The sequence below is a fragment of the Streptomyces sp. NPDC031426 genome (genome assembly GCF_055581585.1).
This window is the reverse complement of record NZ_JBVIJE010000004.1, coordinates 360626-387099: the sequence shown is the minus strand read 5'-3', so window position 1 is coordinate 387099 and position 26474 is coordinate 360626. Positions and strand designations below refer to the sequence as shown.

The 26474-nt window shown below is 71.5% G+C and carries 19 protein-coding genes and 2 pseudogenes; 7 read left to right on the top strand and 14 right to left on the bottom strand.

What is annotated here, in order from left to right:
• Positions 1-80: 80 nt before the first annotated feature.
• Complete coding sequence (gene dusB, locus ACZ5NH_RS10015) at positions 81-1214, top strand: tRNA dihydrouridine synthase DusB (RefSeq protein WP_468774035.1); 1134 nt, start codon at positions 81-83, stop codon at positions 1212-1214.
• Here dusB and ACZ5NH_RS10010 read toward each other — a convergent pair whose 3' ends face one another.
• From ACZ5NH_RS10010 to ACZ5NH_RS10000, 3 genes are all read right to left on the bottom strand, one after another.
• A complete protein-coding gene (locus ACZ5NH_RS10010; RefSeq protein WP_468774033.1) occupies positions 1215-3020 on the bottom strand; it encodes an alkaline phosphatase family protein in 1806 nt (601 codons plus the stop codon).
• A 202-nt stretch (positions 3021-3222) separates the two neighbouring features.
• A complete protein-coding gene (locus tag ACZ5NH_RS10005; RefSeq protein ID WP_468774031.1) occupies positions 3223-5160 on the bottom strand; it encodes an amylo-alpha-1,6-glucosidase in 1938 nt (645 codons plus the stop codon).
• Complete coding sequence (locus tag ACZ5NH_RS10000; RefSeq protein ID WP_468774029.1) at positions 5157-6680, bottom strand: MGH1-like glycoside hydrolase domain-containing protein; 1524 nt, start codon at positions 6678-6680, stop codon at positions 5157-5159. The genes ACZ5NH_RS10005 and ACZ5NH_RS10000 overlap by 4 nt, the downstream gene beginning before the upstream one ends.
• Positions 6681-6811: 131 nt before the next feature.
• Between ACZ5NH_RS10000 and ACZ5NH_RS09995 the strand changes: the two genes are divergently transcribed.
• The 3 genes from ACZ5NH_RS09995 (at position 6812) to ACZ5NH_RS09985 (ending at position 12096) form a co-directional block, all read left to right on the top strand.
• A complete protein-coding gene (locus tag ACZ5NH_RS09995) occupies positions 6812-8032 on the top strand; it encodes an ROK family protein (RefSeq protein WP_468774027.1) in 1221 nt (406 codons plus the stop codon).
• 422 nt (positions 8033-8454) lie between these two features.
• A complete protein-coding gene (gene ppdK, locus ACZ5NH_RS09990) occupies positions 8455-11175 on the top strand; it encodes a pyruvate, phosphate dikinase (protein WP_388622095.1) in 2721 nt (906 codons plus the stop codon).
• A 195-nt stretch (positions 11176-11370) separates the two neighbouring features.
• On the top strand, positions 11371-12096 hold the full coding sequence (locus tag ACZ5NH_RS09985) for a class I SAM-dependent methyltransferase (RefSeq protein WP_468774025.1): 726 nt from the start codon (positions 11371-11373) through the stop codon (positions 12094-12096).
• Between the two features lie 227 nt (positions 12097-12323).
• Here the strand turns inward: ACZ5NH_RS09985 and ACZ5NH_RS09980 are convergent, their stop codons facing one another.
• From ACZ5NH_RS09980 to ACZ5NH_RS09940, 9 genes and pseudogenes are all read right to left on the bottom strand, one after another.
• Complete coding sequence (locus tag ACZ5NH_RS09980; RefSeq protein WP_468774023.1) at positions 12324-13049, bottom strand: hypothetical protein; 726 nt, start codon at positions 13047-13049, stop codon at positions 12324-12326.
• 396 nt (positions 13050-13445) lie between these two features.
• Positions 13446-14030, bottom strand: a complete 585-nt coding sequence (locus ACZ5NH_RS09975; protein WP_468774021.1) for a DUF4232 domain-containing protein — start codon at positions 14028-14030, stop codon at positions 13446-13448.
• Positions 14031-14265: 235 nt separating this feature from the next.
• Positions 14266-14445, bottom strand: a pseudogene (locus tag ACZ5NH_RS09970) (SDR family NAD(P)-dependent oxidoreductase); the annotation flags it as partial.
• A gap of 74 nt (positions 14446-14519) precedes the next feature.
• Positions 14520-15104: a TetR/AcrR family transcriptional regulator gene (locus tag ACZ5NH_RS09965; protein ID WP_468774019.1), complete on the bottom strand. Its 585-nt coding sequence runs from the start codon at positions 15102-15104 to the stop codon at positions 14520-14522.
• Positions 15105-15160: 56 nt separating this feature from the next.
• Positions 15161-15511, bottom strand: coding sequence for a nitrite reductase small subunit NirD (gene nirD, locus ACZ5NH_RS09960; RefSeq protein WP_388622085.1), 351 nt, complete (start codon positions 15509-15511; stop codon positions 15161-15163).
• Positions 15508-18108 carry a nitrite reductase large subunit NirB gene (gene nirB / locus ACZ5NH_RS09955; protein ID WP_468774017.1) on the bottom strand — a complete coding sequence of 867 codons (2601 nt, stop codon included), beginning with the start codon at positions 18106-18108 and terminating at the stop codon, positions 15508-15510. Before nirB ends, nirD begins: the two co-directional genes overlap by 4 nt.
• Entirely contained in the window at positions 18108-19325 is a 1218-nt protein-coding gene (locus tag ACZ5NH_RS09950) for an NAD(P)/FAD-dependent oxidoreductase (protein WP_468774015.1), read from the bottom strand. Before ACZ5NH_RS09950 ends, nirB begins: the two co-directional genes overlap by 1 nt.
• Before the next feature lie 358 nt (positions 19326-19683).
• Positions 19684-20337 carry a class F sortase gene (locus ACZ5NH_RS09945; RefSeq protein WP_468774013.1) on the bottom strand — a complete coding sequence of 218 codons (654 nt, stop codon included), beginning with the start codon at positions 20335-20337 and terminating at the stop codon, positions 19684-19686.
• A 430-nt stretch (positions 20338-20767) separates the two neighbouring features.
• The gene (locus tag ACZ5NH_RS09940; protein WP_468774011.1) at positions 20768-21274 is read right to left on the bottom strand and encodes a hypothetical protein; all 507 of its coding nucleotides are present in this window, start codon (positions 21272-21274) and stop codon (positions 20768-20770) included.
• Between the two features lie 184 nt (positions 21275-21458).
• Between ACZ5NH_RS09940 and ACZ5NH_RS09935 the strand changes: the two genes are divergently transcribed.
• The gene (locus ACZ5NH_RS09935; RefSeq protein WP_468774009.1) at positions 21459-21767 is read left to right on the top strand and encodes an aminotransferase class I/II-fold pyridoxal phosphate-dependent enzyme; all 309 of its coding nucleotides are present in this window, start codon (positions 21459-21461) and stop codon (positions 21765-21767) included.
• Positions 21768-21789: 22 nt separating this feature from the next.
• Positions 21790-21999: pseudogene (locus tag ACZ5NH_RS09930) on the top strand (Dabb family protein); the annotation flags it as partial.
• A 68-nt stretch (positions 22000-22067) separates the two neighbouring features.
• Here ACZ5NH_RS09930 and ACZ5NH_RS09925 read toward each other — a convergent pair.
• Positions 22068-23720 (bottom strand): M4 family metallopeptidase, encoded by a 1653-nt coding sequence (locus ACZ5NH_RS09925; RefSeq protein WP_468774007.1) that lies wholly within the window; start codon positions 23718-23720, stop codon positions 22068-22070.
• A gap of 139 nt (positions 23721-23859) precedes the next feature.
• On the opposite strand from ACZ5NH_RS09925, the gene ACZ5NH_RS09920 reads away from it, so the two are divergent.
• On the top strand, positions 23860-24309 hold the full coding sequence (locus ACZ5NH_RS09920) for a gamma-glutamylcyclotransferase family protein (protein ID WP_451552362.1): 450 nt from the start codon (positions 23860-23862) through the stop codon (positions 24307-24309).
• Here the strand turns inward: ACZ5NH_RS09920 and ACZ5NH_RS09915 are convergent, their stop codons facing one another.
• The gene (locus ACZ5NH_RS09915) at positions 24310-26445 is read right to left on the bottom strand and encodes a molybdopterin oxidoreductase family protein (protein WP_468774004.1); all 2136 of its coding nucleotides are present in this window, start codon (positions 26443-26445) and stop codon (positions 24310-24312) included.
• Positions 26446-26474 lie beyond the last annotated feature (29 nt).

Here is a 26474-nt window from a genome sequence, read left to right as displayed (position 1 = left end):
CGGCCGTAGACCGAGCTGCCCGCGGGGTGAGGGACAATGGGTGCTTGCCCTGTGCTGTACATCCGTCCCGGAGTCGTCTGATGACCACCCACCCGCTCTCCATCGGCCCGCACGCCGTGACGCCGCCCGTCGTGCTCGCGCCCATGGCGGGGATCACCAACGCGCCCTTCCGCACCCTGTGCAGGGAGTACAGCGGCGGCAAGGGCCTGTTCGTCAGCGAGATGATCACGACCCGGGCGCTGGTCGAGCGCAACGAGAAGACCATGCAGCTGATCAGGTTCGACGCGAGCGAGACGCCGCGTTCGATCCAGCTGTACGGCGTCGACCCGGCGACCGTCGGCAAGGCCGTCCGCATGATCGCGGAGGAGGACCTGGCCGACCACATCGACCTGAACTTCGGCTGCCCGGTTCCCAAGGTGACCCGCAAGGGCGGCGGCTCGGCCCTGCCGTACAAGCGGAACCTGCTGCGGGCCATCCTGCGCGAGGCGGTCAGCGGCGCCGGGGACCTCCCGGTCACGATGAAGATGCGCAAGGGCATCGACGACGACCACATCACCTTCCTCGACGCCGGCCGCATCGCCGTCGAGGAGGGCGTCACGGCGATCGCCCTGCACGGCCGCACGGCCGCCCAGCACTACGGCGGCACGGCCGACTGGGACGCCATCGCCCGGCTGAAGGAGCACGTCCCGGAGATCCCCGTGCTCGGCAACGGCGACATCTGGTCGGCCGAGGACGCGCTGCGGATGGTGCGGGAGACGGGCTGCGACGGGGTCGTGGTCGGGCGCGGCTGCCTGGGGCGGCCGTGGCTGTTCGCCGACCTGGTCGCCGCCTTCGAGGGGCGTACGTCCTTCGCGCGGCCGACGCTCCGGGAAGTCGCCGACGTCATGGTCCGGCACGCCACCCTGCTCGGGGAGTGGATCGGCGACGAGTCCAAGGGCGTGGTGGACTTCCGCAAGCACGTCGCCTGGTACCTGAAGGGCTTCGCGGTCGGCTCCGAGATGCGGGGGCGGCTCGCGATCACGTCCTCGCTGCACGAACTGCGCGCCGGGCTGGACGAGCTGGACCTCGACCAGCCGTGGCCCACCGGCGCGGACGGGCCGCGCGGCCGTACGTCCGGCAACAACCGCGTGGTGCTGCCGGACGGCTGGCTGAAGGACCCGTACGACTGCGCGGGGGTCGGCGAGGACGCGGAGCTGGACACGTCGGGCGGCTGATCAGTTCTTCTTCGGATGCGGTGTCGAGCCGAAGGCCGACAGGAAGCGGTCGCGGAAGGCGCTCATCTTCCAGACCGGTGCGGTGTGCGCGGGGCGGAGGCCGTCGGTCCAGCCCCAGCCGGCGATCTTGTCGAGGACCGTGGGGTCCTTGGCGACGATCGAGACCGGCACGTCACGGCTGGCATGGTTGCCGCTGGCGTGGGCGTTCGGCTGGTGGTCGCCGAGGAAGACCAGCACGGTGTCCTTCGTGCCGTACCGCTCCAGCCACTCGGTCAGCGCCGTCACCGTGTACTGGACGGACTTGCCGTACTCCTCCTTGGTGTGCGTGTCGTCGGTGAGCGTGTAGGAGGACGGGTGGCCCGCCTTCTCGATGCCGTTGAAGATGGAGCCGTCGCCCAGCTGGTCCCAGCCGACCATCTTCGGGATCGGCGCCCAGGGCGTGTGGCTGGAGGTCAGGATGAGCAGCGACATCCGTGACTTGCCGGCGGCGGGCTGCTTGCTGTGCACCCGGTCCTGGAACTGCTGGAGCGTGTACTGGTCCGGCATGGTCGACCAGCTGAACTTCGGTCCCTTGTAGCCGAGTTGGAAGGCGTTGTAGACCTTGTCGAGGCCGTACCACTTCTGCTCCGGCCACGCCTTCTGCACACCCGGCATCACCCCGACCGTGTCGAAGGCGCCCGTCTTCTTGAACGCGTCGGTCAGGCTCATGTGGTCGCTCGCCATGACCGTGCGGTAGCGCTGCTGGTTGCTGATCCACAGGCCCGACATGGTGGTGGAGTGCCCGAGCCAGCTGCTGCCGCCGTAGGTCGCCGAGGTCAGCCAGCCGCTCTTGGCGTGGAAGCCCGCCTTGGCCAGGGCCTTGGTGCGGGCGTCGAGGGTGGCGTCGACACCGGGCGCCATGATCGGGTCCTCGACGGCGCTGCGCCCGTAGCTCTCGATGAACGTGAAGACCATGTCCTTGCCCCGCAAATCCGGGACCAGCTGGCTGCCCGGTGTGTTCCCGAAGGCGTCGACCCTGGCCACCTTCCGGAACTCCGCCTCGTCCTTGAGCGTGTTCGAGATCCGGTGGACCTGGTCCTTCAGGGCGTTGGCGGTGCTGTCGGCGGCGAGCGGCACGCCGGACAGCTGGAGGCCGAGGGAGGAGCAGGTGATCCACACGACCCCGGCGACCAGCGTGCCCCGGGTCGCGGTGGCGGGGTGCCGGGCGAGCAGATTGCTCAGCCGGACCATCGACAGCGCCAGCAGGACGAAGACCGACAGCACGAGGACGATCACACCGGCTACGGCGACGAGGGTGGCCGTACGGCCGTAGGAGTCCTCCAGATACGACTCCGCGTCGCCGAACAGGCTCCAGTCGAGCACGACGTTGAAGCCACGGCCGAGGTACTGGTTGAACCCCGCATCGAGCAGGTCCAGCATGGCCATCGCGGCCAGCGCCACCCCGGACACCACGGCCAGCGCCACCCGCGGCCGCCGGGGCAGCGCGATCATCACCGCGGCCCCGATCACGGCCTCCGCCGGTATCCGCAAAAACCTGGAAGGGTGCAGGTCGGCCACGGAGCTGGGCATCACCAGCGCGGCGACGACGAGCATGGCGGCGACCACGGTGACCGTGGCGGACAGCGCCTGAGCACCGGCCGGATGCTCCGCCCGCCACCTTCCCGTCCACGTGGACCAGGCGGTCCAGGGACGCCGGAGCCGGGCAGTCCACGGGCGCCGGGCGGGCTGCGGGCCGGGTATGGGTTCGGGCGACGCCTCCGGCTCGGCCTCCTCGGCTTCTGCGGCGGCTGATTCGCGCGTGCTCATGTCCTGGGACAACCCGGCGTCCTTCCCTGCGAGACCCGATCTGCCGTCCCGTACGGCCACTCCGCCACGCCTGTTCACAAGCACCGGGCAAACACCTGGCAAACGGTCGGTGCGCCAGTCCGAGGGGCGCGGGGCTGTGTCGATATGCGGCTTCGCCGCGCGGGCGCGACAAGCCACAACGAACCCGCGGTCGACAACGGCGCTAGGCACCCCCGACCGCTGTCAACAGCGCGAGCGGCACCGCAGCCGACCGTGACTCCCGCACACACGCATGCGGATACGGCACCGGCTCCGGATGCGTGTCCCTCCCGTACCCCGCCAGCACCTCCGGCAGCCGATGCCCCGCAACCGACGCCGCGTCCATCAGCGCACGCGCCACCGCCCGGGCCTCGTCATGCAGTCCGTACCGCGCGAGCCCCAACGTGATCAGCGCGTTGTCATGCGGCCACACAGAACCCCGGTGATAGGACAGCGGGTGGTACGCCGCCTGCCCCGCGGCCAGCGTCCGCACACCCCACCCGGAGAAGAAGTCCGGCTCCAGCAGCCGCCGGCCCACCACCTCCCCGTACTCCTTGTCCAGCAGCCCGGACCACAGCAGATGCCCGGCGTCGGACGCCAGCGCGTCGATCCGGTGGCCCTCGCCGTCCAGCGCGAGCGCCGGGAAGGACTGCTCCCGCATCCAGAAGTCCCGCTGGAACCGGTCCCGCAGGTCGGCGGCGGCCTGCTCCAGCAGGGCGCCGTACGTCTCGTCGCCCCACGCCGTCCGCGCCAGCCACGCGGTGCGGCGCAGCGCGTCGTACGCGTAGCCCTGCGCGCCCGCCGCCATCACCGCGCCGGTCGGCCGGGTGCCGTCGGCGCAGCAGATCGCGCCGGGGGAGTCCTTCCAGTTCTGGTTGGCGAGGCCGCCCTCGTCGGCGCGGTAGACGAGGTAGCCGCGCGAGGTCAGGCCGCCGTGGTCCAGCATCCAGCCGACGGCGGCACGCGCGTGCGGCTCCAGCCGCCGGGCCGGGCCGGTGTCCCCGGTCTGCTCGACGTACGCGCCGAGCAGGATCAGGAACAGCGGGGTCGCGTCGACCGAGCCGTAGTACCGGCCGAACGGCACCTGCCCGAAGTGCGCCAGCTCGCCGTGCCGTACCTCGTGCACGATCTTGCCGGGCTGGGCGAGCGGGGACGGGCCGCTGCCGGTGGCCTGGGTCGCGGCGAGCGCCGGCAGCGTGGCGGCGGCCAGTTCGGGGCGGTACGGCAGCGCGAACAGGGAGGTGAGCAGGGCGTCCCGGGCCAGGAGGGCGAGGAACCAGGGGGCGCCGCCGGCCGGGACGCGCAGTTCCTCGCCGTCGGGCCCGCGCGCCGGCACCTGGAGCGCCGCCAGGTCGGCGAGGCCCCGCGCGCAGGCCGCCGCCAGTTCCGGCCAGCCGGTCGGGAAGGCCACGCCCTCCACGAACTCCCCTTCCAGTACGCGGAGTTGTTCACGCACGGAGTCCGGGTCGCGGGGTACGCGCAGGGCGCGTTTCTCGCGGTGCGGGCGGGCGATCACGCGGAGCAGCAGCTCGGTCGTGCCGTGCGGTGGCAGATCGAGGGTCCACACCAGGCGGCGGGCACCCGTGCCGGTCTCCTCCACGGCGTCGGGAGCCGGGTCGGCGGTGATGGTCGTACGGGACTGCCACTCGGCGCGCCGGTAGGTGAACTCGATGCCGTCGTCGAGGACTTCGCGGGAGCGCACGGCGCCGGGCTTGGCGTAGGTGCGGTGGTCGGAGCGGAGTTCGAACTGGTCGGTGAAGTCCGCGTCGGCGGTGAGGGCGAGCCGGACGGTGGTCGGCACCGGGCGGTTGCTGGTCACCCGCAGCGATTCGACGAACGAGCTGTCGCCGACGGCCTGTCGGCGGAAGAGGGTGTGCGCGGGAGGCTCCTGCCGGCCGCCGCGCGGGACCAGGACGCAGCGGGCCGCGTCACCGTCGGTCACCGGGGTCAGCACCTCGGGCACGGCGCCGTCGACGGTGAGCTGCCAGCGGCTGAGGTGCCGGGCGTCCCGTACGAACAACCCGTCCGGGGAGCCGCTGCCCCGGACCCCGCTGATGTCGCCCCGGTCGCCCACGGCGGCGAACGTCGCCCCGTGCACGAGCAGATGATGCCGGTCCGTCATGCCCGGTCGCCTCCTTCTTCACTTCTGTCGAACGTGCCGGTGGCCGCCTCGGACACGCCCTCGCGGGTGCCCTTGGGAAGGTCTTTGTGCAGTTCGTGGTGCAGGTCGAGGGCGAGCGCGGCGGTCCAGCCGAAGCCGGTCGCGCCGCAGGCCTCGCCGGTGTACGGGTCGACGTACTCCGCGAAACCGGTGGCTTCGGCGAGCTGCAGCACGGCCGCGCGCAGCGCGTCGGCCCGCTCCCGCTCGCCGTGCACGCGCAGGCCCCGCTCCAGCAGCCAGCTCGTGTTGAACCAGGCCGGCCCGCGCCAGTACCGGTGCGGATCGAACGCCTCGCCGAGCAGGTCGTAGCTGGGCACGAGCCGGGTGCGCCCGCCGAGCCCGAAGTGCGGCCCGCACAGGGTGCGCACGAGCGCGTCGACGACCTCGCGCGGCAGCCCGGGGAGGAGCAACGGCACCAGCCCGGAGACACTCCGCTCACGGATCGGTCCGTCGGCGTGCAGGTCCCGGCACAGGAACATCGCGGCCGCCGGGTCCCACAGCCGCTCCGCCAGCACCTCGGTCAGCCGTTCGGCGCGTGCGTGCCGGGCGGTGCCGGAGGCACCGAGTTCCTCGGCGATCCTCGCCAGCGCGTGTTCGGAGGCGATGAGCAGGGCGTTGAACGCCGGGTCCTCCACGGCGAATTCACCGCCGCCGCCCCTGTTCCTCGCGGCCCCGTGCCTTCCGCTCGCCCCGTCCCCGTGCCTTCCGCTCGCCCCGTCCCTGTACCCCGCGTCCCGGTAGTCGGCGGCCAGCCGCACGTACCGTCCGTAGTCCAGATCCGTCGGCCGGTCCTCGGGCGACCCGTGGGCGAGGTCGGCGCGGCGGAAGGAGCGGGCCGGGGCGGGGGTGATCCGGGCGAGCGGGGCGTCCCAGCAGGGGCTGTTGTCCATGCCCTGCTCCCAGGGGTGGACCACGGACACCAGCCCCGCGCCGCCCAGGTCCCGACGGTGCAGCAGATAGCGGTGCCAGGCGGCCAGCCGCGGGTACACCCGGGCCAGGAAGCCGCGGGCGCGCGACAGCCCGGGGTCGGCGCGGTGCACCAGCCAGGCCGCGAGCGCGTGCACCGGTGGCTGCACGATCCCCGACGTCTGTACGGTGCGCGGAGCGCCCGCCGCGCGACCTGCGGTGGAGGAGCGCCAGAAGTCGGGGCTGGGGAAGTAGGCGTCGAGCGGTACGGAGGGGTTGAAGACGATGTGCGGGACGCGCCCGTCGGCCCACTGCGCGGCCAGCAGTGTCTCCAGCTCGGTCTGGGCCCGCAGGGGCGAGACATGCCGCAGGCCGATTGCGATGAAAGCCGAGTCCCAGGACCACTGGTGCGGATAGAGGCTGCGGGAGGGGACCGTCGAGGCGCCCGTCCAGTTCGCGTCGAGCACCCGGGCCGCCCGGACGGGCAGGGAACAGCCGGAGAGCGGGGGATCACCCGCGGTCTCGTGCTTCGCGGGCTCCGCGGGACGGACGGTGAGCTGCGTGCTGAGATCCACTCGGGGCTCCCCGAAGACGAAGACACCCGGCCGGGCCGACCGGGTTTGGTGGTAACCGTCGTAGAGTTACGTCTATTTAACACGCAAAACTCAATATGTAATGCAGGCTTGGGAAACACAAGGGGGTGCGCATGACCGAACGTCCGGGAAGAAGCGGGAAGACCGGCGCTCCGGCCGGCGCCGGCGAGCTGCTCGAACTCGTCCGCAGCGGACGGGCGGTGACGCGCGGTGCGCTCCAGCAGGCGACCGGACTGTCCCGCGCGACCGTCGGGCAGCGCCTGGACCGCCTCTTCCGGGCCGGCTGGCTGCGCGAGGGCGCCGGCGGCCCGGTCGACTCGCCGCTCGGCGGCCGTCCCTCCATCACCCTGGAGTTCGACGACTCCCACGCCGTCGTCCTCGCCGCCGACCTGGACACCCGGCACGCCCGCGCGGCCGTACTCTCCCTGACCGGCGAGATCCTCGCCGAGCACTCGGGGACGCTCGTGATCGGGGACGGCCCGGAAGCCGTACTGCCCGAACTGGGCCGCTGGTTCGGCGAGTTGCTGAAGAAGAGCGGGCGTCCGGCGGCGGAGGTCTGCGGCATCGGGCTCGCCGTGCCCGGCCCGGTGGACACCGGGACCGGCCGGGTGGCGCAGCCGCCGATGATGCCGGGCTGGGACGGCTACGACCTGGCGGGCCGTCTCTCCCGTGCCTTCACCGAACACACCGGTGCCCCGGTGGTCCCCGTCCTGGTCGACAACGACGCGAACCTCATGGCGTACGGCGAACAGCGCGCCGGCCACCCCGACTGCGCGGCCTTCGTCCTGGTCAAGGTGTCCACCGGCATCGGCGCCGGGGTGGTCGTGGACGGCTCGATCTACCGGGGCATCGACGGCGGCGCCGGCGACATCGGGCACATCCGGGTCGGCGCGGACGCGCTGTGCCGCTGCGGTTCGCACGGCTGTCTCGCCGCCGTCGCGAGCGGGGGCGCCGTGGCCCGGCGGCTGGCCGAGAGCGGGGTGCCGGCCGCCTCCGGCGCGGACGTACGGGATCTGCTGGCCGCCGGGCATCCGGAGGCGGCGGCGCTGGCCCGGGAGGCGGGGCGGCGGGTCGGTGACGTACTGGCGACGGTGGTGACCCTGCTGAACCCCGGGGTGCTGATGATCGCGGGCGACCTGGCCGGGACCCCCTTCCTCACCGGCGTCCGGGAACTCCTCTACCAGCGGGCGCTGCCGCGTTCCACGGCGCACCTCCAGGTCGTGACCTCCCGGCTGGGGGAGCGGGCCGCGCTCATCGGAGCGGGGGCGCTGGTCGTGGAACACCTCTACGCGCCGGAGCGGGCGGAGGAGCGGCTGCGGGCACTGGGTGTCTGAGGCGGGCGTGTGACGTGGGTGTTTCCGGGTATCGGCAACCGGTCCGCATGGTGAAATCCGGCGGGCTGTGGCAGCGTGATTCTCGCCACCCTTGATAAGGGTTGCGCTCAGATGAGCGGATCATGAGCGACTGCACTTCTCCAAAGGGTGGCACTGGGTGCCACCCCCTGATCGTTCATCGATCGAAATCAGACGTGCGGGATGCCCGCTCATCTGAGCGAAAAACCCAGCCTCTGGGCATGCTTGCGTTCAAGAAGTGAAGGCATCTGGCGGTGCTTGCTTGCCAAGCCTTGACTTTCGATCCGCTGGCGGACGAGTGGTTACGGGCTCATGACGCGCAAGTGGACGTACCCATGCGCCTTCGATCTGGGTATGTTCCTCGCCGTCAGGGCAGCCACCGTGGCCTCAAGGAGTCGAGACCCGTGTCGGAAAACAAAGAACCCCACGTAGTGAAGTTCGTTTACGACTTCACCGAGGGCAACAAGGACCTCAAGGACCTCCTCGGCGGCAAGGGCGCCAACCTCGCCGAGATGACCAACCTCGGTCTGCCGGTGCCTCCCGGCTTCACCATCACCACCGAGGCCTGCAAGGTCTACCTGGACAGCGGTGAGGAGCCCGCGGCGCTGCGTGACGAGGTGAGTGCGCACCTCGACGCCCTCGAGTCCCGCATGGGCAAGAAGCTCGGCCAGCCCGACAACCCTCTTCTGGTGTCGGTCCGTTCCGGCGCGAAGTTCTCCATGCCCGGCATGATGGACACGGTCCTGAACATCGGCCTGTCCGACAAGTCGGTGCAGGGCCTGGCCAAGCAGGCCGGCGACGACCGGTTCGCCTGGGACTCCTACCGGCGCCTGATCCAGATGTTCGGCAAGACCGTCCTCGGCGTCGACGGCGACCTCTTCGAGGAGGCCCTCGAGGCGGCCAAGGAGGCCAAGAAGGTCACGGTCGACACCGACCTGGAGGCCGCCGACCTGAAGAAGCTGGTCACCAAGTTCAAGAAGATCGTCAAGGCGGAGGCCGGCCGGGACTTCCCGCAGGACCCGCGCGAGCAGATGGACCTCGCCATCAAGGCGGTCTTCGACTCCTGGAACGGCGACCGCGCCAAGCTCTACCGCCGCCAGGAGCGCATCCCGCACGACCTCGGTACGGCCGTCAACGTCTGCTCCATGGTCTTCGGCAACCTCGGCCCCGACTCCGGCACGGGCGTCGCCTTCACCCGTGACCCCGCCTCCGGCCACCAGGGCGTCTACGGCGACTACCTGCAGAACGCCCAGGGCGAGGACGTCGTCGCCGGCATCCGCAACACCGTCCCGCTCGCGGAGCTGGAGTCGATCGACAAGAAGTCGTACGACCAGCTCATGCAGATCATGGAGACGCTGGAGAACCACTACAAGGACCTGTGCGACATCGAATTCACGATCGAGCGCGGTCAGCTGTGGATGCTCCAGACCCGCGTGGGCAAGCGCACGGCGGGCGCCGCCTTCCGCATCGCGACCCAGCTGGTCGACCAGGGCCTGATCGACGAGACGGAGGCGCTCCAGCGCGTCACCGGCGCCCAGCTGGCCCAGCTGATGTTCCCGCGCTTCGACGAGCAGGCGAAGGTCGACAAGGTGGCGCGCGGCATCGCCGCATCTCCCGGCGCCGCGGTGGGCCGGGCGGTCTTCGACTCCTACACGGCCGTCAAGTGGTCCCGCTCGGGCGAGAAGGTCATCCTGGTCCGCCGCGAGACGAACCCGGACGACCTGGACGGCATGATCGCGGCGGAGGGCATCCTGACGTCGCGCGGCGGCAAGACCTCCCACGCCGCCGTGGTGGCCCGTGGCATGGGCAAGACGTGTGTGTGCGGCGCGGAGGAGCTGGAGGTCGACACCAAGCGCCGTCGCATGACGGTCCCCGGCGGCCACGTCGTCGAGGAAGGCGACGTGATCTCCATCGACGGCTCCTCCGGCAAGGTCTACCTGGGCGAGGTCCCGGTGGTCCCGTCCCCCGTGGTCGAGTACTTCGAGGGCCGGATGCACCCGGGCGCCGACGACGCGGACGAGCTGGTCGAGGCGGTCCACCGCATGATGGCCTTCGCCGACCGCAAGCGCCGCCTGCGGGTGCGCGCCAACGCGGACAACGCGGAGGACGCGCTGCGCGCCCGCCGCTTCGGCGCCCAGGGCATCGGCCTGTGCCGCACGGAGCACATGTTCCTCGGCGAGCGCCGCGAGATGGTCGAGAAGCTGATCCTCGCGGACACGGAGGAGGAGCGCGAGGCGGCCCTGTCGGACCTGCTCCCCCTCCAGAAGTCGGACTTCGTCGAGCTCTTCGAGGCGATGGACGGCCTCCCGGTGACGATCCGTCTCCTGGACCCGCCGCTGCACGAGTTCCTCCCCGACATCACCGAGCTGTCGGTCCGCGTGGCCCTGGCCGAGTCCCGCCAGGAGCCGCACGAGAACGAGCTCCGCCTGCTCCAGGCGGTACACCGCCTGCACGAGCAGAACCCGATGCTCGGCCTGCGCGGCGTCCGCCTCGGCCTGGTCATCCCCGGCCTGTTCACGATGCAGGTCCGCGCGATCGCCGAGGCGGCGGCGGAACGCAAGTCCGCGAAGGGCGACCCGCGCGCGGAAATCATGATCCCGCTCGTCGGCACGGTCCAGGAGCTGGAGATCGTCCGCGAGGAGGCCGACAAGGTCATCGCGGAGGTCGAGGCGGCGACGGGTACGGCTCTGAAGCTGGCGATCGGCACGATGATCGAACTCCCGCGAGCCGCCCTGACGGCGGGCCAGATCGCCGAGGCGGCGGAGTTCTTCAGCTTCGGCACGAACGACCTGACGCAGACGGTGTGGGGCTTCAGCCGCGACGACGTCGAAGCCTCCTTCTTCACCGCGTACCTGGAGAAGGGCATCTTCGGCGTCAGCCCCTTCGAGACGATCGACAGGGACGGCGTCGGCTCCCTGGTGAAGTCGGCGGCGGAGGCGGGCCGGCGTACCCGCCCCGACCTGAAGCTCGGCGTCTGCGGCGAGCACGGCGGTGACCCCGAGTCCGTCCACTTCTTCCACGAGGTCGGCCTGGACTACGTCTCCTGCTCCCCCTTCCGCATCCCCGTGGCCCGCCTCGAGGCAGGCCGCGCGGCAACCCAGTCGGTGGGCAGCGACCACCGCTAGGCCCTCAGGGGCCCCGTGAACCCCGGAGCAGCCGCTGGTCCCCGACCCTCACCGATCGGCGGCGGCTCCGGCGCACGAAAGAGGAGAGGCGACACCCTGTGCGGGGGTGCCGCCTCTCCGTGCATCGTCTGTGGTCCGAAGCCGTGGTGCCCTCGTCGTGCCCTCCAGTCGGTCCTCTGGTCTAGGGTCGCCCGCATGGCTGAGCCCTCCTTCCTGACCGCCGTCCGGGAGTCGTACGACACGGTTGCCGCCGATTACGTCGAACGGGTCCCGCCTCCAGCCGAGATGGACCCGCTGTCCCGCGCGATGCTGGCGGGGTTCGCCGAACTCGTGCGGACGGCCGGTCTGGGGCCGGTCGCGGACCTGGGGTGCGGCCCCGGACGCGTGACGGCGCACCTGGCCGGGCTGGGAGTGTCCGCCTTCGGCGTCGATCTGTCACCGAAGATGATCGGGCTGGCCCGGCACGCCTATCCGAACCTGCGGTTCACCGCGGGCTCGATGACCGCGCTGGAGATGAGGGACGACGAACTCGGCGGCATCCTGGCCTGGTACTCCACCCACCACACGCCCCCGCAGTGGCTGCCGGCGGTGTTCGCCGAGTTCCACCGCACGCTCGCGCCCGGCGGCTACCTGCTCTGGGGAGACTATGTCGGCGATGAACGGCTGCAGCCCACCCAGGGCTATGGCCGTCCGGTGTCCTACGAGTCGTATCTCGTGCCCCTGAACCGCGTGATCGGCCTGCTGGAGCAGGCCGGACTCGTCGTCACCGCGAGGCTGGAGCAGGAGCCTGGCGGACGGGTGAGCAGACCGCACGCCTGCCTGCTGGCCCGCAAGCCCGAAAAGCCCGGTGACCTTTGGCGGTTGTCAAAGGGAATGCAAGCAGAGGCGACGTTTCTATCGGAGCAGCGAGAGGCAAGGTAGGTCGCTATTCGCGGGAATGGGTAGCCGCTACGTGCGGGGCGCTTATGGCTTTAAAGGCGCGTCACCGCATACCAGGCCAAGGCTTACGGCCCGTCAGCCATTGCACAACAGGATCCCGGCCCGATTACGGCGGGCCGGGATCCTGTATTGTGCGCCTAGCCGGAGGGCGCCGGCCCGATTCCGGTGGGCCGGCGTTCTCCAGCATGTGCATTAGGCAGCTGCTGGCATTATTTGCCGAATCCGCCGCCCTCGCCGAATCCACCGCCTTCGCCGAATCCGCCGCCCTCGCCATGGCGGCAGATGACGCGGAAGCTGGCGATGACTCCGTTCTTTACCTTCAGTCCGTCCTCGTCCTCGTGGTGTTCACCCTTCTCGCGGTGTTCGCCCTTCTCGTGGCGTTCGCCCTTCTCGTCGTGCTCGCCCTTCTCGCGGTGTTCACCCTTCTCGTGGTGCTCGCCCTTCTCGTGGTGCTCGCGCTCCTCGCAGTTCTCGTTCTCGTGCTCGCGCTCGCGCTCGTCCTCGTCCCTGAACTTCGGGCAGACACCGTTGGCGTCGCTGTGGGGGCCGACGATGGCGATGGGGGCGCCGTTGTCGCAGACGGCCCCGCGGAAGACCTCGACCACGTTGCGGCTGTCGTTGCGGATGTTGAGAGTCTTGGCACCCAGGCCGCTGACGACGGTGATGCAGCCGTCGGGGCGGCCGGAGTATTCGCGCTCGTTGATGAAGACCCTGCCCTCGAAGTGGGGGCGGAACTCCCTTCCTCCTCTTCCTTCGTTGCCCTTGCCTTCGGTGTTGGGGGTGCTGGGGCCGCCGAGCGGTGCCGCCATGGCAGCCGCCGGGGCGGACTGGGGAACCGGCGGTGAGGCGGCCGAGGCGTAGGTGATACCAGTCGCGGTCAGGGCCGCGGCGGCTGCGACGGCCGTGGCGATCGCGTGGGAACGGTTCATGGACATGCCGCTTGTTCTCCTTCTGAGACCGAGAGGGAAGCGCCCGCTGTGGCAGACGGTGCGTGATTGAACGTACTAACACCTCTTATTGCTGTCATATCGAGCAAATCGGGATCTCGGTTTCGTGGGACTGATCGGGTATACGGAGGCCCTCCATCCCGCTCCGAAGCAGAGCTGATGAGCCAGCAACCTCCGTGCCGATAGGCGGAGTTGAGCGGCAGTTAGCCCTTGCGGGTGATCTTCTGACATCTAGTCACCCGCAATGGTGGTGGGTCGCCGGGAAGCACCGGCGAGTCGCTGCTTGACATGCGGCCCGGTGCTGATCCGGCGGGACTGAGAGGGGGGAGTCGCTCGGGGCGGTACCTGGTGTGGGTGCCGCCCCTTCGGCTCTTCCGCCCCCTCTCAGAAGGTGCCCGCGACGTTCACCGGCCCGATCTGGAAGACGCCCGAACAGGTCGTCCAGGAGGCCGGGACCAGGATCGCGGTGTGAGAGGCCGGTGGGTAGACCCGCAGGTAGGCGCCGGCGCGCAGGCAGGGGCCGCCCACCGGGCCGTTGGTGGTGCGGGCTATCGCCGACGCCGAATGGGCGGGGGTGAGGGTGACCGTGCCGTACGAGCGGCCGCTGCGGGTGGCGGCCGGGCCAATCTGGTGGTGCGCGGTGTCCAGGACGCTGACGCCCGGGTAGCCGCGCAGGGCGCAGCTGGTCGTGCTGGTGTTGGTGAACCGGATGGGCCAGTACAGCGAGCCCGCCGCGCCTTCCTTGCGGCCCATGGAGAGGTAGAGGTCGCTGACGGCGCAGGTCCGGACGGTGGCCGAGGTCCGTGCCGCCGCCGGGGTCGCGCTCCACGCGGCTCCCGCGGCCGTGAGGCCGAGGAGCGCGGCGGTCAGTGCGGCCGCCGGGCTGCGCCTGGGGAGCGTCCGGAGCGTCCGGAAGGCTCTCTGAGGGCGAGGGTTCGGATGATCCGGGAAATTCAGATACGGAAACATGACACATCCGCCTCCATCGGGCGAACGGGTGGATGCAGGTCACTGGGTTGGATGCACCATGGGGCGGAAAAGTTGTGCATCGCCGCCCCGAGACGGCCCGCCGCCCGCCGCCTGCGGCCCGCCGCCTGCGGTCGGACATGCGTTCCAGGTGCCCGCGGCCAGCACATGTGTTCCGGGTGCCCCCCACCCCCGCTGGCACACGGCCGCAACACGCTTCGGCGTCCTGCCCTTCCCCCACGGCGAGGGCCTTGCCGCCCTGTTCCTCGATCAGCCGGACGGTCTCCGCCGGCGGCTCGGGCCGCCGTCCGGCGACGACGACCCGGGCTCCCTCGGCGGCGAGCGCGAGGGCAAGGGTCCGGCCGATGCCGGATCCCGCGCCGGTGACGAGGGCCGTCCGGCCGGAGAAGCGAGGCATGAGGACCGAATTTTGCGGAACGATCGGTTCAGTATGAGGCCAGGAAAGACGCCCTCCGCGGGGAGGGTGTCCGTCTAGTCGAGCAGTGCCAGTGCCTGCTCCGCCGCCTCCCGGACGCGGGCCGGGTCCGCGGACGCCTTGCCGACGACCCGCAGGCCCTGCATCAGCACCAGCAGGGTGCGGGCCAGCGCGAGCGGATCGCGGCCGGCCGGCAACTCGCCCTGGCTCTGGGCGCGGGCCAGCGCGGAGTGCAGCAGTGTCTCCAGATGGTCCCAGTTGCGCTCGACGCGCCGGGCTGCGGCCGGGTCGTGCGGGGCCAGTTCGGCGGCCGTGTTGGTGATCAGGCAGCCGTTCAGCCTCAGCCGCTCGTCGGCCGCCTCCGCCGCGTACCGCCGTACGACCGCCCGCACGGCCGGCAGGGCAGCCCCCGGCTGGGACAGCTCCTGCACGATCCGGGTGAGCCCCGACCGCTCGTAGCGCTCCAGCGCCTTGAGGTACAGCTCGTGCTTGCTCCCGAAGGTCGCGTACAGGCTCGCCCTGCCGATGCCGAGGTGCTCGACCAGCTCGGCCATCGACGTCGCCTCGTAGCCGCGCTGCCAGAACAGCTCCAGGGCTGCCTGCAGGGCGGCGTCGGGATCGAATTCCTTCGTCCTGGCCATGCGGGCAGCCTAAGGCTTACTGAAACGGCCGAGATCCAGAGAGGTCGAGGCCCGTGTCAGGCGGCCCGCACCTCGTACGCGGCCACCCGCACCTCCTCGTCGTCCAGGCACTCCCCGCTGGCCAGGTCGAAGCGCTGCTTGAGCAGGGGGGAGGCGACGAACGGGCGGTCCCGGTGGGTGCCGGTCAGGCCGCGGGAGAGGACCGCCGCGCCGGTGAAGGGGTCACGGTTGTCGACGGCGTACAGGCGGTCGGCGCGGTCGCGGAACAGGGCCACCTGGCGGCCGTCCGGCAGCAGGGCGGCCACCCCGCGGCCCGGGGTGAGCGCGCTCAGGTCGCAGGCCGTGAACCAGCCGTCGGCGAGCCGGAGTTGGACCTTCAGGTCGGTGGTCTCGACAGCCAGGGTCATCGGGCGCTTCCTTCCAGGATGTCGTCGGCGGGCCGCAGGCCGATGTTCAGCAGCGGCAGGTCGGGCTTGATCTGGTCGCGCTCGGGGACGAAGGCGACGACCGGGTCCGGGGTGTCCGGGGCGTTCACGAAGGACACGAACCGGGCTAGCTTCTCGGGGTCGTTGATGGTCTCCGCCCACTCGTCGCGGTAGTGGGCGACATGCGCCCGCATCAGCCGCTCCAGCTCGTCGCAGATGTCGAGCGAGTCGTGCACCACCACGTCCCGTACGTGGTCCAGGCCGCCCGGGATCCGCTCCAGCCAGGTCGAGGTGCGCTCCAGGCGGTCGGCCGTGCGGATGTAGAACATCAGGAAACGGTCGATCAGGCGGACCAGTTCGGCGTCGGACAGGTCCTGGGCCAGCAGGTCCGCGTGGCGCGGGGTGGCACCGCCGTTGCCGCCGACGTACAGGTTCCAGCCGTTGGCCGTGGCGATCACACCGAAGTCCTTCGACTGGGCCTCGGCGCACTCGCGCTGGCAGCCGGAGACCGCCGACTTCAGCTTGTGCGGGGAGCGCAGGCCCCGGTAGCGCAGCTCCAGGTCGATCGCCATCCGGACCGAGTCCTGGACGCCGTAACGGCACCAGCTGGAGCCGACGCAGGACTTCACCGTGCGCAGCGCCTTGCCGTACGCGTGGCCCGACTCGAAGCCGGCGTCCACCAAGCGGGCCCAGATCAGCGGGAGTTGCTCCACCCGCGCGCCGAACATGTCGATGCGCTGGCCGCCGGTGATCTTCGTGTAGAGGCCGAAGTCCCGGGCGATCTCGCCGATCACGATCAGCTTCTCGGGTGCGATCTCGCCACCGGGGATGCGCGGCACGACCGAGTACGAACCGTTCTTCTGCAGGTTGGCGAGGAAGTGGTCGTTGGTGTCCTGCAGGGCCGCCTGCTCGCCGTCCAGGACATAGCCGCTCGCGCCGATCGTCGGGGCGAGGGAGGCGATGATCGAGCCGACCGCCGGCTTGCAGACCTCGCAGCCGTCGCCGCCCCGGGCGCCCGCACGGCCGTACCGGTCCAGCAGGTCCTGGTACGACGTGATGCGCAGCGCGAGGACGATCTCGTACAGCTCCTCGCGGGTCTGGGCGAAGCAGCCGCACAGGCCCTTGTCGACCTCGACGCCGGACGCCTCCAGCTCGGCGTTGACGAGCTGGCCGAGCACCTTGACGCAACTTCCGCAGCCGGTACCGGCCTTGGTGCACTTCTTCACCTCGGGCACGGTGGTGCACCTGTGCTCCGTGACCGCGCCGCGGATCGTGCCCTTGCTGACGTTGTGGCAGGAGCAGATGACCGCCTCGTCCGGCAGGGCGGACGGGCCGAGCTGGGCCCCCGAGCCCGCTCCGGCGGGCAGGACGAGCGACTCGGGGGAGACAGGGGGCACCGAACCGGTCAGCGCGCGCAGGGTGCCGTACGCCTCCGCGTCACCGACCAGGATGCCGCCGAGCAGTGTGCCGTCCGGGCCGATGACCAGCTTCTTGTACAGGCCGGCGCGGGAGTCGGAGTAAACGACGTCCAGGCAGTCCTCGGTGGTGCCGTGCGCGTCGCCGAAGGACGCCACGTCCACGCCGAGCAGCTTCAGCTTGGTGGACAGGTCGGCGCCGGCGAAAGCGGCTTCGTCGGAGGCGATCGTCGCCGCGGCCGTCTGCGCCTGCTCGTAGCCGGGGGCCACCAGGCCGTACACCCGCCCGTCCGCCGCCAGTGCGCACTCGCCGATCGCGAAGACGTGCGGATCGCTGACCGTACGGCACTGCTCGTCGACCGTGATGCCGCCGCGCTCGCCGACCGCGAGGCCGCAGTCGCGGGCCAGCTGGTCGCGGGGCCGAACGCCCGCGCTGAACACCACCATGTCGGCGGCGAGTTCGGAACCGTCGGACAGCTTCATGCCGCTGACCGAGCCGTCCGCACCGGTGAGGATCTCCTGCGTGCCCACACCCGTGTGCACGGTCAGGCCCATGCCCTCGATGGTCCGCAGCAGCGCCGCGCCACCGCCCTCGTCGACCTGTACGGGCATCAGCCGCGGCGCGAACTCCACGATGTGCGTGGCCAGTCCGAGCCCCTTCAGCGCGCCGGCCGCCTCAAGGCCGAGCAGTCCGCCGCCGACCACGGCGCCGGTCGTCGCCCGCGTCCTCGCGTACTCCTCGATGGCGAGCAGGTCCTCGATCGTGCGGTAGACGAAACAGCCCTCGGCGTCCTTGTTCGGGACCGGCGGCACGAACGGGTACGAGCCGGTGGCCAGGACGAGGGTGTCGTACCCGAAGACCCGGCCGGACCCGGCCGTGACCGTCCTCGCCTCGCGGTCGATCGTCTGAGCCGGGTCGCCGACGTACAGCTCGATGCCGTGGTCCTTGATGAACCCCATGTCGGTCATGGAGAGGTCCTCGGGGGTCTTGCCCGAGAAGTACGAGGTGAGCTGCACGCGGTCGTACGCCGGTCGCGGCTCCTCGCACAGCACGACCACGCGGTGCGTGGCGGTCAGGCCGCGCTCGGCCAGCGCTTCGAGGAAGCGCTGGCCGACCATGCCGTGGCCGACGAGCACGATCGTGGGGGTGGTGTCCGTGGACATCAGGAGCCTCCGTCGTTGGTGAGCAGGTGGAGCAGCGGGCCGCCGTCGGTCGGGAGCGGCTCTGCTCCCTCCCAGGCGCGGGCGAGCGCGCCGACGGTGCCGAGTTCGCCGACGAGGACCCCGCCGACCAGCCGGTCGTCGCGGACGACGACCTTGCGGTACGTGCCGCGGGTGGCGTCGGCGAGCCGTACGACGTCGTCGCCGGGGCGCGCCTCGGTCTCGCCGAACGCGGCCAGGTCGAAGGGGGAGCCCGGTCCGGTGAGGGTCAGCCGGGTCAGGGAGCGGGTGCCGCAATAGCGCGCGCCCGGGTCTCCGGCGAGCAACTCGGCGAGAGCGTCCGCCTGTTCCAGCGCCGGGACCGCCAGGCCGTAGACCGTGCCGTCGTGCTGGACGCAGTCGCCGACCGCGTGGATGTGCGGGTCGGAGGTGCGCAGTTCGTCGTCGACGAGGATGCCCTTGTGCACGGCGAGACCGGCCTGTTCGGCGAGTGAGGCGCGCGGGCGCACCCCGCAGGCGACCACGACGAGGTCGGCGTCCAGGGCGTATCCGTCGGCCATCTCCACCGAGCGGACCGCCCCCGCGACCGAGCGCACGTCCCGCACCCGGCACTCGGTGTGCACCTCGACGCCCAGGTCGGTGAGATGCTGCAGCACCAGCCGCGAGGCGTCCGGGTCGAGCTGGCGCTCCATGAGCCGCTCGGCCTGCTGGGCGAGGACGACCTGCGCGCCGCGCACGGCGAGCGCGCGGGCGGCGGACACGCCGAGCAGCCCGCCCCCGATGACGACCGCGCGCACACCCGGCCGGACCGCCTTGGCCAGCCCCAGGCAGTCGTCCATCGTCCGGAACGCGTGGACGCCCTCGGGGAGTTGGTGATCCGGGGTGAACAGACCGCGCAGCGGCGGCAGCACCGGATTGGATCCGGTGGCGAGAACCAGCGTGTCGTATGCGATCGAGGAGCCGTCGGCGCACTCGACGCTCCGGGCGGCCCGGTCGATACCGGTGACCCGGGCGCGCAGCAGGCCCTCGGGCGCCGGCAGGCCGATCACCTCGGGGGCGTACCGGCCGGCCAGCACCTCGGCGAGCAGCACCCGGTTGTACGGCGGGTGCTCCTCCTCGCCGACGAGCAGCGCGGGCGTGCCCAGCTCGCCGAGCCGCCGGGCGAGCCGTACGCCCGCGAGGCCGGCGCCGATCACCACCACACGCGTATTCGAGGTCATGCCCTTGAGCGTGCGGTCCGGACGTTACCCGGTCGCATCACGCCTGTTTCCCGTGAGGAACGCTGCCCTCAGCGGGGGCGGCCGGGGGGTGTGAGGGGTCCGTGCGCGGGCGGGGGAGGGCTGTGAGGAGGCGCGGACGGTTCTCGGCGGGGCAGCAGGGCTGTGAGGAGGCGCGGGCCGGTTCTCGGCGGGGCAGCAGGGCTGTGAGGAGGCGCGGGCCGGTTCTCGGCGGGGCAGCGGGTCCACCAGGCCGGTGGTGTCCGGCGGTCGCCGCTCGCCGGGGCGCGCTGCTGAACGAGGTGCCGGCGCCGCTCGGGGCGCGGGGGAGGGAGCATGTCCTCGGCGGTGAACCGGCACACTAGTGTGCCGAAGGGGCGCGGCTCCCGGTCAGGTGTGCGAAGACCACCACGTTGCCCTGGTAGCCGGTGGTCCTGGAGTAGCCGCCGCCGCAGGTGATGACGCGGAGTTCGGGGCGGGGCGCCGCGCTGTAGACCTTCTCGTCGGGGAAGTTGCTCGCCGCGTAGACCTCCACCGCGTCCACGGTGAACACGGCCACGGAGCGGTCCCGGCGATCCACCTCGATGCGGGCGCCCCGTTTCAGCGCGCCCAGGTCGTAGAAGACGGCGGGACCCTCGGTGTTGTCGACATGGCCGGCGACGATCGCGGTGCCCGTCTCGCCGGGTATGGTGCCGGCCTCGTACCAGCCGGCCAGGTTCTTGTTCTGGGCCGGGGGGACGTCCAGGCTGCCGGACCGGGTGAGGGCGAGGCCCATCAGCGGGGCGTTCACGCGTATCTCGGGTATGCGGATGCGGGTCGGCGGGGACGGGGCGAGGGCGGGTGCCGCGAGCCGGTCACCCCCCGGTTCCGGGCGCCCCTCGACCGCGGCGGGCTGCGGCGGCGCGTGCGTCCCGGAGCCACCTCCGAGCAGCCACACCCCGGAGCCGAGGGCCACGACGGTGACCGCGGCTATCGCGGTGTCGCCGAGCCTGTCGCGCGTGGTTCTGGTGCACATACGAACACCTCTCCCGGAGGCGGGGGCCTCCGTGGGCCGGTGGGCGGACCTCCGTGGGCTTGGAGGCCGGACCTCGGTGGGCCGGTGGGCGGACCCTGCGTGGGCCTGGAGGCTAGGACCTCCATGGAGCGGAGGCCTGGCCGTGCGCCGTGGCTGGACCCCGGAAGGCCCGGAGTCTGGCCTCCGTGGGCTGGAGGTTGGTCCCCGGAAGGACCTGGGGGCCGGGCCTCCGTGGGCCGGAGGCCGGAACCCCGAGGACCGGGAGTCCGGATCTCCGTGGGTCGGAGGCTGGACCCCGGAAGGGCCGGGCGGCCTGGCCTCCGTGGGTTGGAGGCCCCATCGGCCCCCTCCCCCTCCGGGCCGCGAGGGGCGTCGGACCCGGAGGGGGCGGGCTGTGCGGTACCGGCTGACGGACAGCGGAGGGTGTCCGTCAGATCCCGTCGCCTCTCGCCCGGCGATGCAGGAGCCAGGTACCGCCCGCGGCGGCGACGGCCAGCGCCGCCACACCCGCCGCGGTCTGCACGGGGCCGGCGCCGAGTGCGCCGCCGACCCCCGTCTTCACACTTCCCCGCGGCTGCACCTGCTCGTGCGCCGCGCTCAACGCCACCACCAGGTCGCCGGTGACCTGCCGGGTGCCCTCGGAACACTTGGCGACGATCTCGTACGTCCCCGGCTGCGCGCTCTCGGGCACCTGGAACTGCCCGATCGCCTCGCCCTTGTGCGAGCTGGGCGCCAGCGCGAAGGTGCCGGCGCCGACCGCGCCGGCGTCCCCGATCGCCGCGCCCTTGTCGCCGCACGCGGCCGTGTTGACCGTGACCTGACCGCCGGGCACCACGTTGGAGGGGTACACGTCCAGGCTGCCGGTGCCGGCCCAGGCGGGTGCGGCGGCCGCCATGACGAGCGCGGCACCCGACAGCAGGCGAGCGGTGCGTCGCATGGTGGCTCCCAGGGCTCTCGTCTCGGTCTCCTGTCTCCGAGGTAAGCCGCAGTCCGGGAGTTCCGCTCCCTGATGATTCGTCAGAAATGCGATGAACGGGTGTCGCCCCCGACCCCCACATGGTCTACCCTCGCCGCGTTCTGGCAGGTCACAGGCGCACCCCGCGACCAGAAGAGCAACAAGTATGAAAAGAACACGAATGGAGCGGCGTCTGCCGTTGAACGGGCGACGGCAGTACCCGTCCTTCGCCGGGCTCGTCGAGCTCCAGGCCGTGGTCGCCCAGTGGTACGCGACGCACCACGGCGTCGAGCTGGACCCCGAGACCGGGGTCGCGATCCTGTTCGGCGCGAAGGCAGGCCTGGTGGAGATCAGCCAGTGCTTCCTGAACCCCGGGCCCGCGCCCGGATGCACCCGCTCCCGCTCCTGCGGGAGAACGGTTTCCTGCCCGACTACGACGCCCTGGACCCGGCCGTGCGCGAGCGGGCCAAGCTGACCAGGCGGCGGAACGCACTGCCGCCCAGGTCGGGCGTGAGGTGCCGGAACTGCGGGAGTGGCGCTACGGCCGCAACGTGTCCCCGCGAGACATCGCCTACGACTTCCTCGTCGAGGGCCTCCTGGACGACATGGACATGGTCGACCGCTATCTGGTCCACCCCTTCCACCAGCTGGCCATCCGCCAGTGGCGGGGGATCAGCGACTGGGCCGTGGTCGACGTCGAGGCGTGACGAGCGGACCGCGGCCGCCCCGGCATCGTCACCGGGGCGGCCGCGGCCTGGCGTACTCGATGCGGGGCTCAGTTCACGTTGACGGCGCTCCAGGCCGCGGCCACCGCGTTGTACTCGGTGCTGCCCGCGCCGTACAGGTCCTTGGCGGCGTTCAGGGTCGCCGTGCGGGCCCCCGCGTAGTTCGTCGAGGAGGTCATGTAGACCGTCAGCGCCCGGTACCAGATCTTGCCGACCTTGTCCCGGCCGATGCCGGTGACCGTGGAGCCGTTGTACGTCGGCGAGTCGTAGCTGACGCCGTTGATGGTCTTCGGGCCGCTGCCCTCCGCCAGCAGATAGGCGAAGTGGTTGGCGACACCGGAGGAGTAGTGGACGTCGAGATTCCCGACCGACGAACTCCAGTAGTCCGCCGAGTTGCCGTCCTTGGACGGCTTGTCCATGTAGCGCAGGGCGGTGTGGCCGAAGCCGGACTTCACGATCTTCTCGCCGATGAGGTAGTCACCGGGGTCGGAGGGGTTGTTGGCGTACCACTCCACCATCGTGCCGAGGATGTCCGAGGTGGCCTCGTTGAGCCCGCCGGACTCGCCGGAGTAGGTCAGCGCGGCGGTCTTCGACGTCACCCCGTGGGTCATCTCGTGCCCGGCCACGTCGAGGGCGACCAGCGGCCCGAACGTGGTCCCGTCACCGTCGCCGTACGTCATGCAGAAGCAACTGTCGTCCCAGAAGGCGTTGTTGTAGTTGCTGCCGTAGTGGACGCGGTTGTACGAGCCCTTGCCGTCGCCCGCGATGCCGCTGCGCCCCTGGACGTTCTTGTAGTAGTCCCAGGTCATGTTCGTGCCGTACTGGGCGTCGACGGCGGCCGAGGCGCGGTCGGAGGTGGTGCCGGTGCCCCAGTGGTTGTCGGCGTCCGTGAACAGGTCCGCGGGCGCCCGGCTGAAGCAGATGCCGAAGAAGCACAGGTCCGTCTTGCCCTCGGCGTCGCCGGTGTAGGTGTTGCCGCGCGTCGGGTCCTTGAGCTGGTACGACGATCCCGACTGGGTCGTCTCCAGCGGCACCGTCCCGCTGTACAGCGACTTGCCGTCGCCGGCGGCGGTCTCGATGCTGTCCCAGGCGTCGATCTGCCGGCCCGTGCGGGCGTCGGTCAGCACGGTCCGGGCGACCGGGTTGCCGAGCGAGTCCAGGCCGGCCGCGTTGGTGCGCCAGGCGAGCCTCGGGGTGCCGTGCAGGGCGTCGACGATCAACTCGGGCTTGGCCTTGACCTGCTTCAGGGTGTTGCCGAGGTGGACGGCGCGCAGGGCGTTCACGGCGAGGTCGGCGGCCTTGGGCGCGGAGATCTTCGGGAGGATCGAGGTGAGGGATATCGTGCCGCGGGTGGCCCGGTTCGCACTGCGGTAGGCGCCGTCCGGGGTCAGGTGGACCACGAAGTCGCCGCCCAGCACGGGCAGTCCGTGGTAGCTGCGGTCGTAGCGGACGTGCTGGGTGCCGTCCTTGTCCACGATCACATCGCGGACGGTGGTGCCCTCGGCGGGGGTCAGGCCGAGGCTCGCGGCGTGGGCCAGGAGCGCCGACGCGGCGTTCTGGATCGCGGTGGCCCTGGTCGGTCTGGCGTCGGCGTGTGCGGCGGGGGAGAGGGCCAGGGACAGCAGGGTCGCGGTGGTGACGGCGACGCCGGCGGTGGCGGCGAGACGACGGGATCCTCGGACGTGCTGGCGTATCCGGCTCATGGATCTCCTCGGGGAAGCGCCCGTCAAGGCGTGGGGGCGGCGCTGATGTCCCCAGTGATTTAAGGGGCCCTGACATGTCATGTCCATAGCCCCTTCATGGAGATGTGTGAGGAGCCGAGGGGGGTAGAGAATCGTTTCCGTGATCACCGAGGAGAACGAGAAGGCCCCTGAGGAGCCCGGCACCCCCCTGCCCTTCTTCGTCTACGGCACCCTGCGTCCCGGCGAGGCCAACCACGACCTGTTCCTGCGGGGCCGCACCGTGTCGGAGGAACCGGCCCGCCTGCGGGACGCCGCGCTGTACGACGGCCCCGGCTACCCCTACGCCGTGGACCGGCCGGGCGGCGAGATCCGGGGCGAACTGGTCACCGCCCGCCCGGAGTCGTACACCGAGCTGCTCGCCGCCCTGGACCGCCTGGAGGAGTACACCCCGGGAGACCCCCGCAACCTCTACGAACGCGCCGCCCGCGAGGTCGTACGCGCCGACGGCACCACCATCCCCGCCTGGGTCTACCTGGCCGCCCCGCGCGTGGCGGCCCGGCTGCGAAACCAGGGCAGGCCGATCGACGGCGGGGACTGGCGCGGGCGCTGATCAGAGGCGAGGTACTGGCCGGCCGAGTCCTCGCTGATCGTCACCGACCTCCACCCGCACCGCGCACGACTTGAACTCCGGCATCCGGGACGTCGGGTCGAGGGCCGGATTGGTCAGGGTGTTGGCGCGGCCCTCGCCGGGCCAGTGGAAGGGCATGAAGACGGTGTCCGGGCGGATGGCGGAGGTGATCCGGGCGGGGGCGGTCGCCCGGCCCCGGCGGGAGGTCACGGTCACCGGATCCCCCTCGGCCGCGCCGATCCGGGACGCGAGGCGGGGGTGGAGCTCCACGAAGGGGCCGGGAGCGGCGGCGTTCAGCTCGGTGACCCGCCGGGTCTGCGCCCCCGACTGGTACTGCGACACCACCCGGCCGGTGGTCAGCAGCAGCGGATACTCGGCATCCGGTTCCTCCGCCGTCGGGCGGTGGGTCACGGGGGCGAACCGGGCCCGGCCGTCCGGCGTGGCGAAACGGTCCAGGAAGAGGCGCGGGGTGCCCGGGTGAGCCACCTCGCCTTCCGGATCCGCGTCCGCGTTCTGCGGGCACGGCCAGAACACCCCGTTCTCCTCCGCCAGCCGCCCGTAGCTGATCCCCGAGTAGTCCGCCGGACCGCCCGCGCTCGCCCGGCGCAGCTCCTGGAAGACCTCCTCCGCGTCTGTCGGGAAGCCCTTCTCCACCCCCAGCCGGGCCGCCAGCTGGTGCAGGACGTACAGGTCGCTGCGGACCCCGGGCGGCGGGGTGACCGCCTGGCGGCGCAGCAGGACCCTGCCCTCCAGGCTGGTCGTCGTGCCCGTCTCCTCCGCCCACTGCGTCACCGGCAGGACCACGTCCGCCAGCTCGGCCGTCTCCGACCGCACGATGTCACAAACCGCCAGGAAATCAAGGGACTTGAGACGCTCCTCGACATGCGCCGCGTGCGGCGCCGACACCACCGGGTTGGAGCCCATCAGCAACAGCGCCCGGATGTCCGTGCCGAGGGCGTCGAGCAGCTCGTACGCGCTGCGCCCGGGGCCGGGCAGCGCATCCGGGTCCACGCCCCACACCCCGGCCACATGCGCCCGCGCCGCCGGGTCGTCCAGCTTGCGGTAGCCGGGCAACTGGTCGGCCTTCTGGCCGTGTTCGCGGCCGCCCTGCCCGTTGCCCTGCCCGGTCAGACAGCCGTAACCGCTCAACGGCCGCCCCGCGCGCCCCGTCGCCAGGCACAGGTTGATCCACGCGCCGACCGTGTCCGTGCCCTTGGACTGCTGCTCCGGCCCGCGTGCGGTGAGCACCATCGCCGACTCCGGCTCGCAGAACAGCCGTACCGCCTCCCGGAGCTGTGGAACGGACACCCCCGTGATCCGCTCCACCTGTTCCGGCCAGTGCGCCATCGCCACCGCGCGCGCCTGCTCCCAGCCCGTCGTCCGCTCCCGGATGTACTCCTCGTCCGTCCGCCCCTCCGCCACCACCAGGTGCAGCAGGCCGAGCGCCAGGGCGAGATCGGTGCCCGGCCGGGGGGCCAGGTGCAGGTCCGCCTGCTCGGCCGTCCTCGTCCGGCGCGGGTCGACGACGATCAACGTGCCGCCGTTCTCCCGCAGTTCGCTGAAGAAGCGCAGGGAGGGCGGCATGGTCTCCGCGAGGTTCGACCCGACGAGGATCACGCACCCGGTCTTCGGTATGTCCTCCAGGGGGAAGGGGAGGCCCCGGTCGAGCCCGAACGCCTTCGTGCCCGCAGCCGCCGCCGACGACATGCAGAACCGGCCGTTGTAGTCGATCTGCGAGGTGCCCAGCACCACCCGGGCGAACTTCCCCAGCGCGTACGCCTTCTCGTTCGTCAGCCCGCCCCCGCCGAACACGCCCAGCGCGTCCGCGCCGTACTCCTCCCGCGTGTTCCCGAGCCGCTCGGCGATCCGGTCCAGGGCCTCGTCCCAGCCCGCCTCGACCAGCCGGCCCCCGGACCGCACCAGCGGCGAGGTCAGCCGTACCGCGGGCGAGAGCACCTCGGCCGCCGTACGGCCCTTGCCGCACAGCGCGCCCCGGTTCACCGGGAAGTCCGTCCGCTCGGTCACCTCGACGCCCCCCTGCGGCAGGGGCGTGACGTTCATCCCGCACTGCAAGGCGCAGTACGGGCAGTGGGTGGGCGTCGAGGCGATCGGTTCCATGCCGCCAGCGTGCGGCGGGCGTGTTACGG

Coding starts and splice junctions, on each gene's coding strand:
- dusB (WP_468774035.1), top strand. CDS start 81: ATGACCACCCACCCGCTCTCCATCGGCCCGCACGCCGTGACGCCGCCC.
- ACZ5NH_RS10010 (WP_468774033.1), bottom strand. CDS start 3,020: ATGAGCACGCGCGAATCAGCCGCCGCAGAAGCCGAGGAGGCCGAGCCG.
- ACZ5NH_RS10005 (WP_468774031.1), bottom strand. CDS start 5,160: ATGACGGACCGGCATCATCTGCTCGTGCACGGGGCGACGTTCGCCGCC.
- ACZ5NH_RS09995 (WP_468774027.1), top strand. CDS start 6,812: ATGACCGAACGTCCGGGAAGAAGCGGGAAGACCGGCGCTCCGGCCGGC.
- ACZ5NH_RS09985 (WP_468774025.1), top strand. CDS start 11,371: ATGGCTGAGCCCTCCTTCCTGACCGCCGTCCGGGAGTCGTACGACACG.
- ACZ5NH_RS09980 (WP_468774023.1), bottom strand. CDS start 13,049: ATGTCCATGAACCGTTCCCACGCGATCGCCACGGCCGTCGCAGCCGCC.
- ACZ5NH_RS09975 (WP_468774021.1), bottom strand. CDS start 14,030: ATGTTTCCGTATCTGAATTTCCCGGATCATCCGAACCCTCGCCCTCAG.
- ACZ5NH_RS09965 (WP_468774019.1), bottom strand. CDS start 15,104: ATGGCCAGGACGAAGGAATTCGATCCCGACGCCGCCCTGCAGGCAGCC.
- nirD (WP_388622085.1), bottom strand. CDS start 15,511: ATGACCCTGGCTGTCGAGACCACCGACCTGAAGGTCCAACTCCGGCTC.
- nirB (WP_468774017.1), bottom strand. CDS start 18,108: ATGTCCACGGACACCACCCCCACGATCGTGCTCGTCGGCCACGGCATG.
- ACZ5NH_RS09950 (WP_468774015.1), bottom strand. CDS start 19,325: ATGACCTCGAATACGCGTGTGGTGGTGATCGGCGCCGGCCTCGCGGGC.
- ACZ5NH_RS09945 (WP_468774013.1), bottom strand. CDS start 20,337: ATGTGCACCAGAACCACGCGCGACAGGCTCGGCGACACCGCGATAGCC.
- ACZ5NH_RS09940 (WP_468774011.1), bottom strand. CDS start 21,274: ATGCGACGCACCGCTCGCCTGCTGTCGGGTGCCGCGCTCGTCATGGCG.
- ACZ5NH_RS09935 (WP_468774009.1), top strand. CDS start 21,459: ATGAAAAGAACACGAATGGAGCGGCGTCTGCCGTTGAACGGGCGACGG.
- ACZ5NH_RS09925 (WP_468774007.1), bottom strand. CDS start 23,720: ATGAGCCGGATACGCCAGCACGTCCGAGGATCCCGTCGTCTCGCCGCC.
- ACZ5NH_RS09915 (WP_468774004.1), bottom strand. CDS start 26,445: ATGGAACCGATCGCCTCGACGCCCACCCACTGCCCGTACTGCGCCTTG.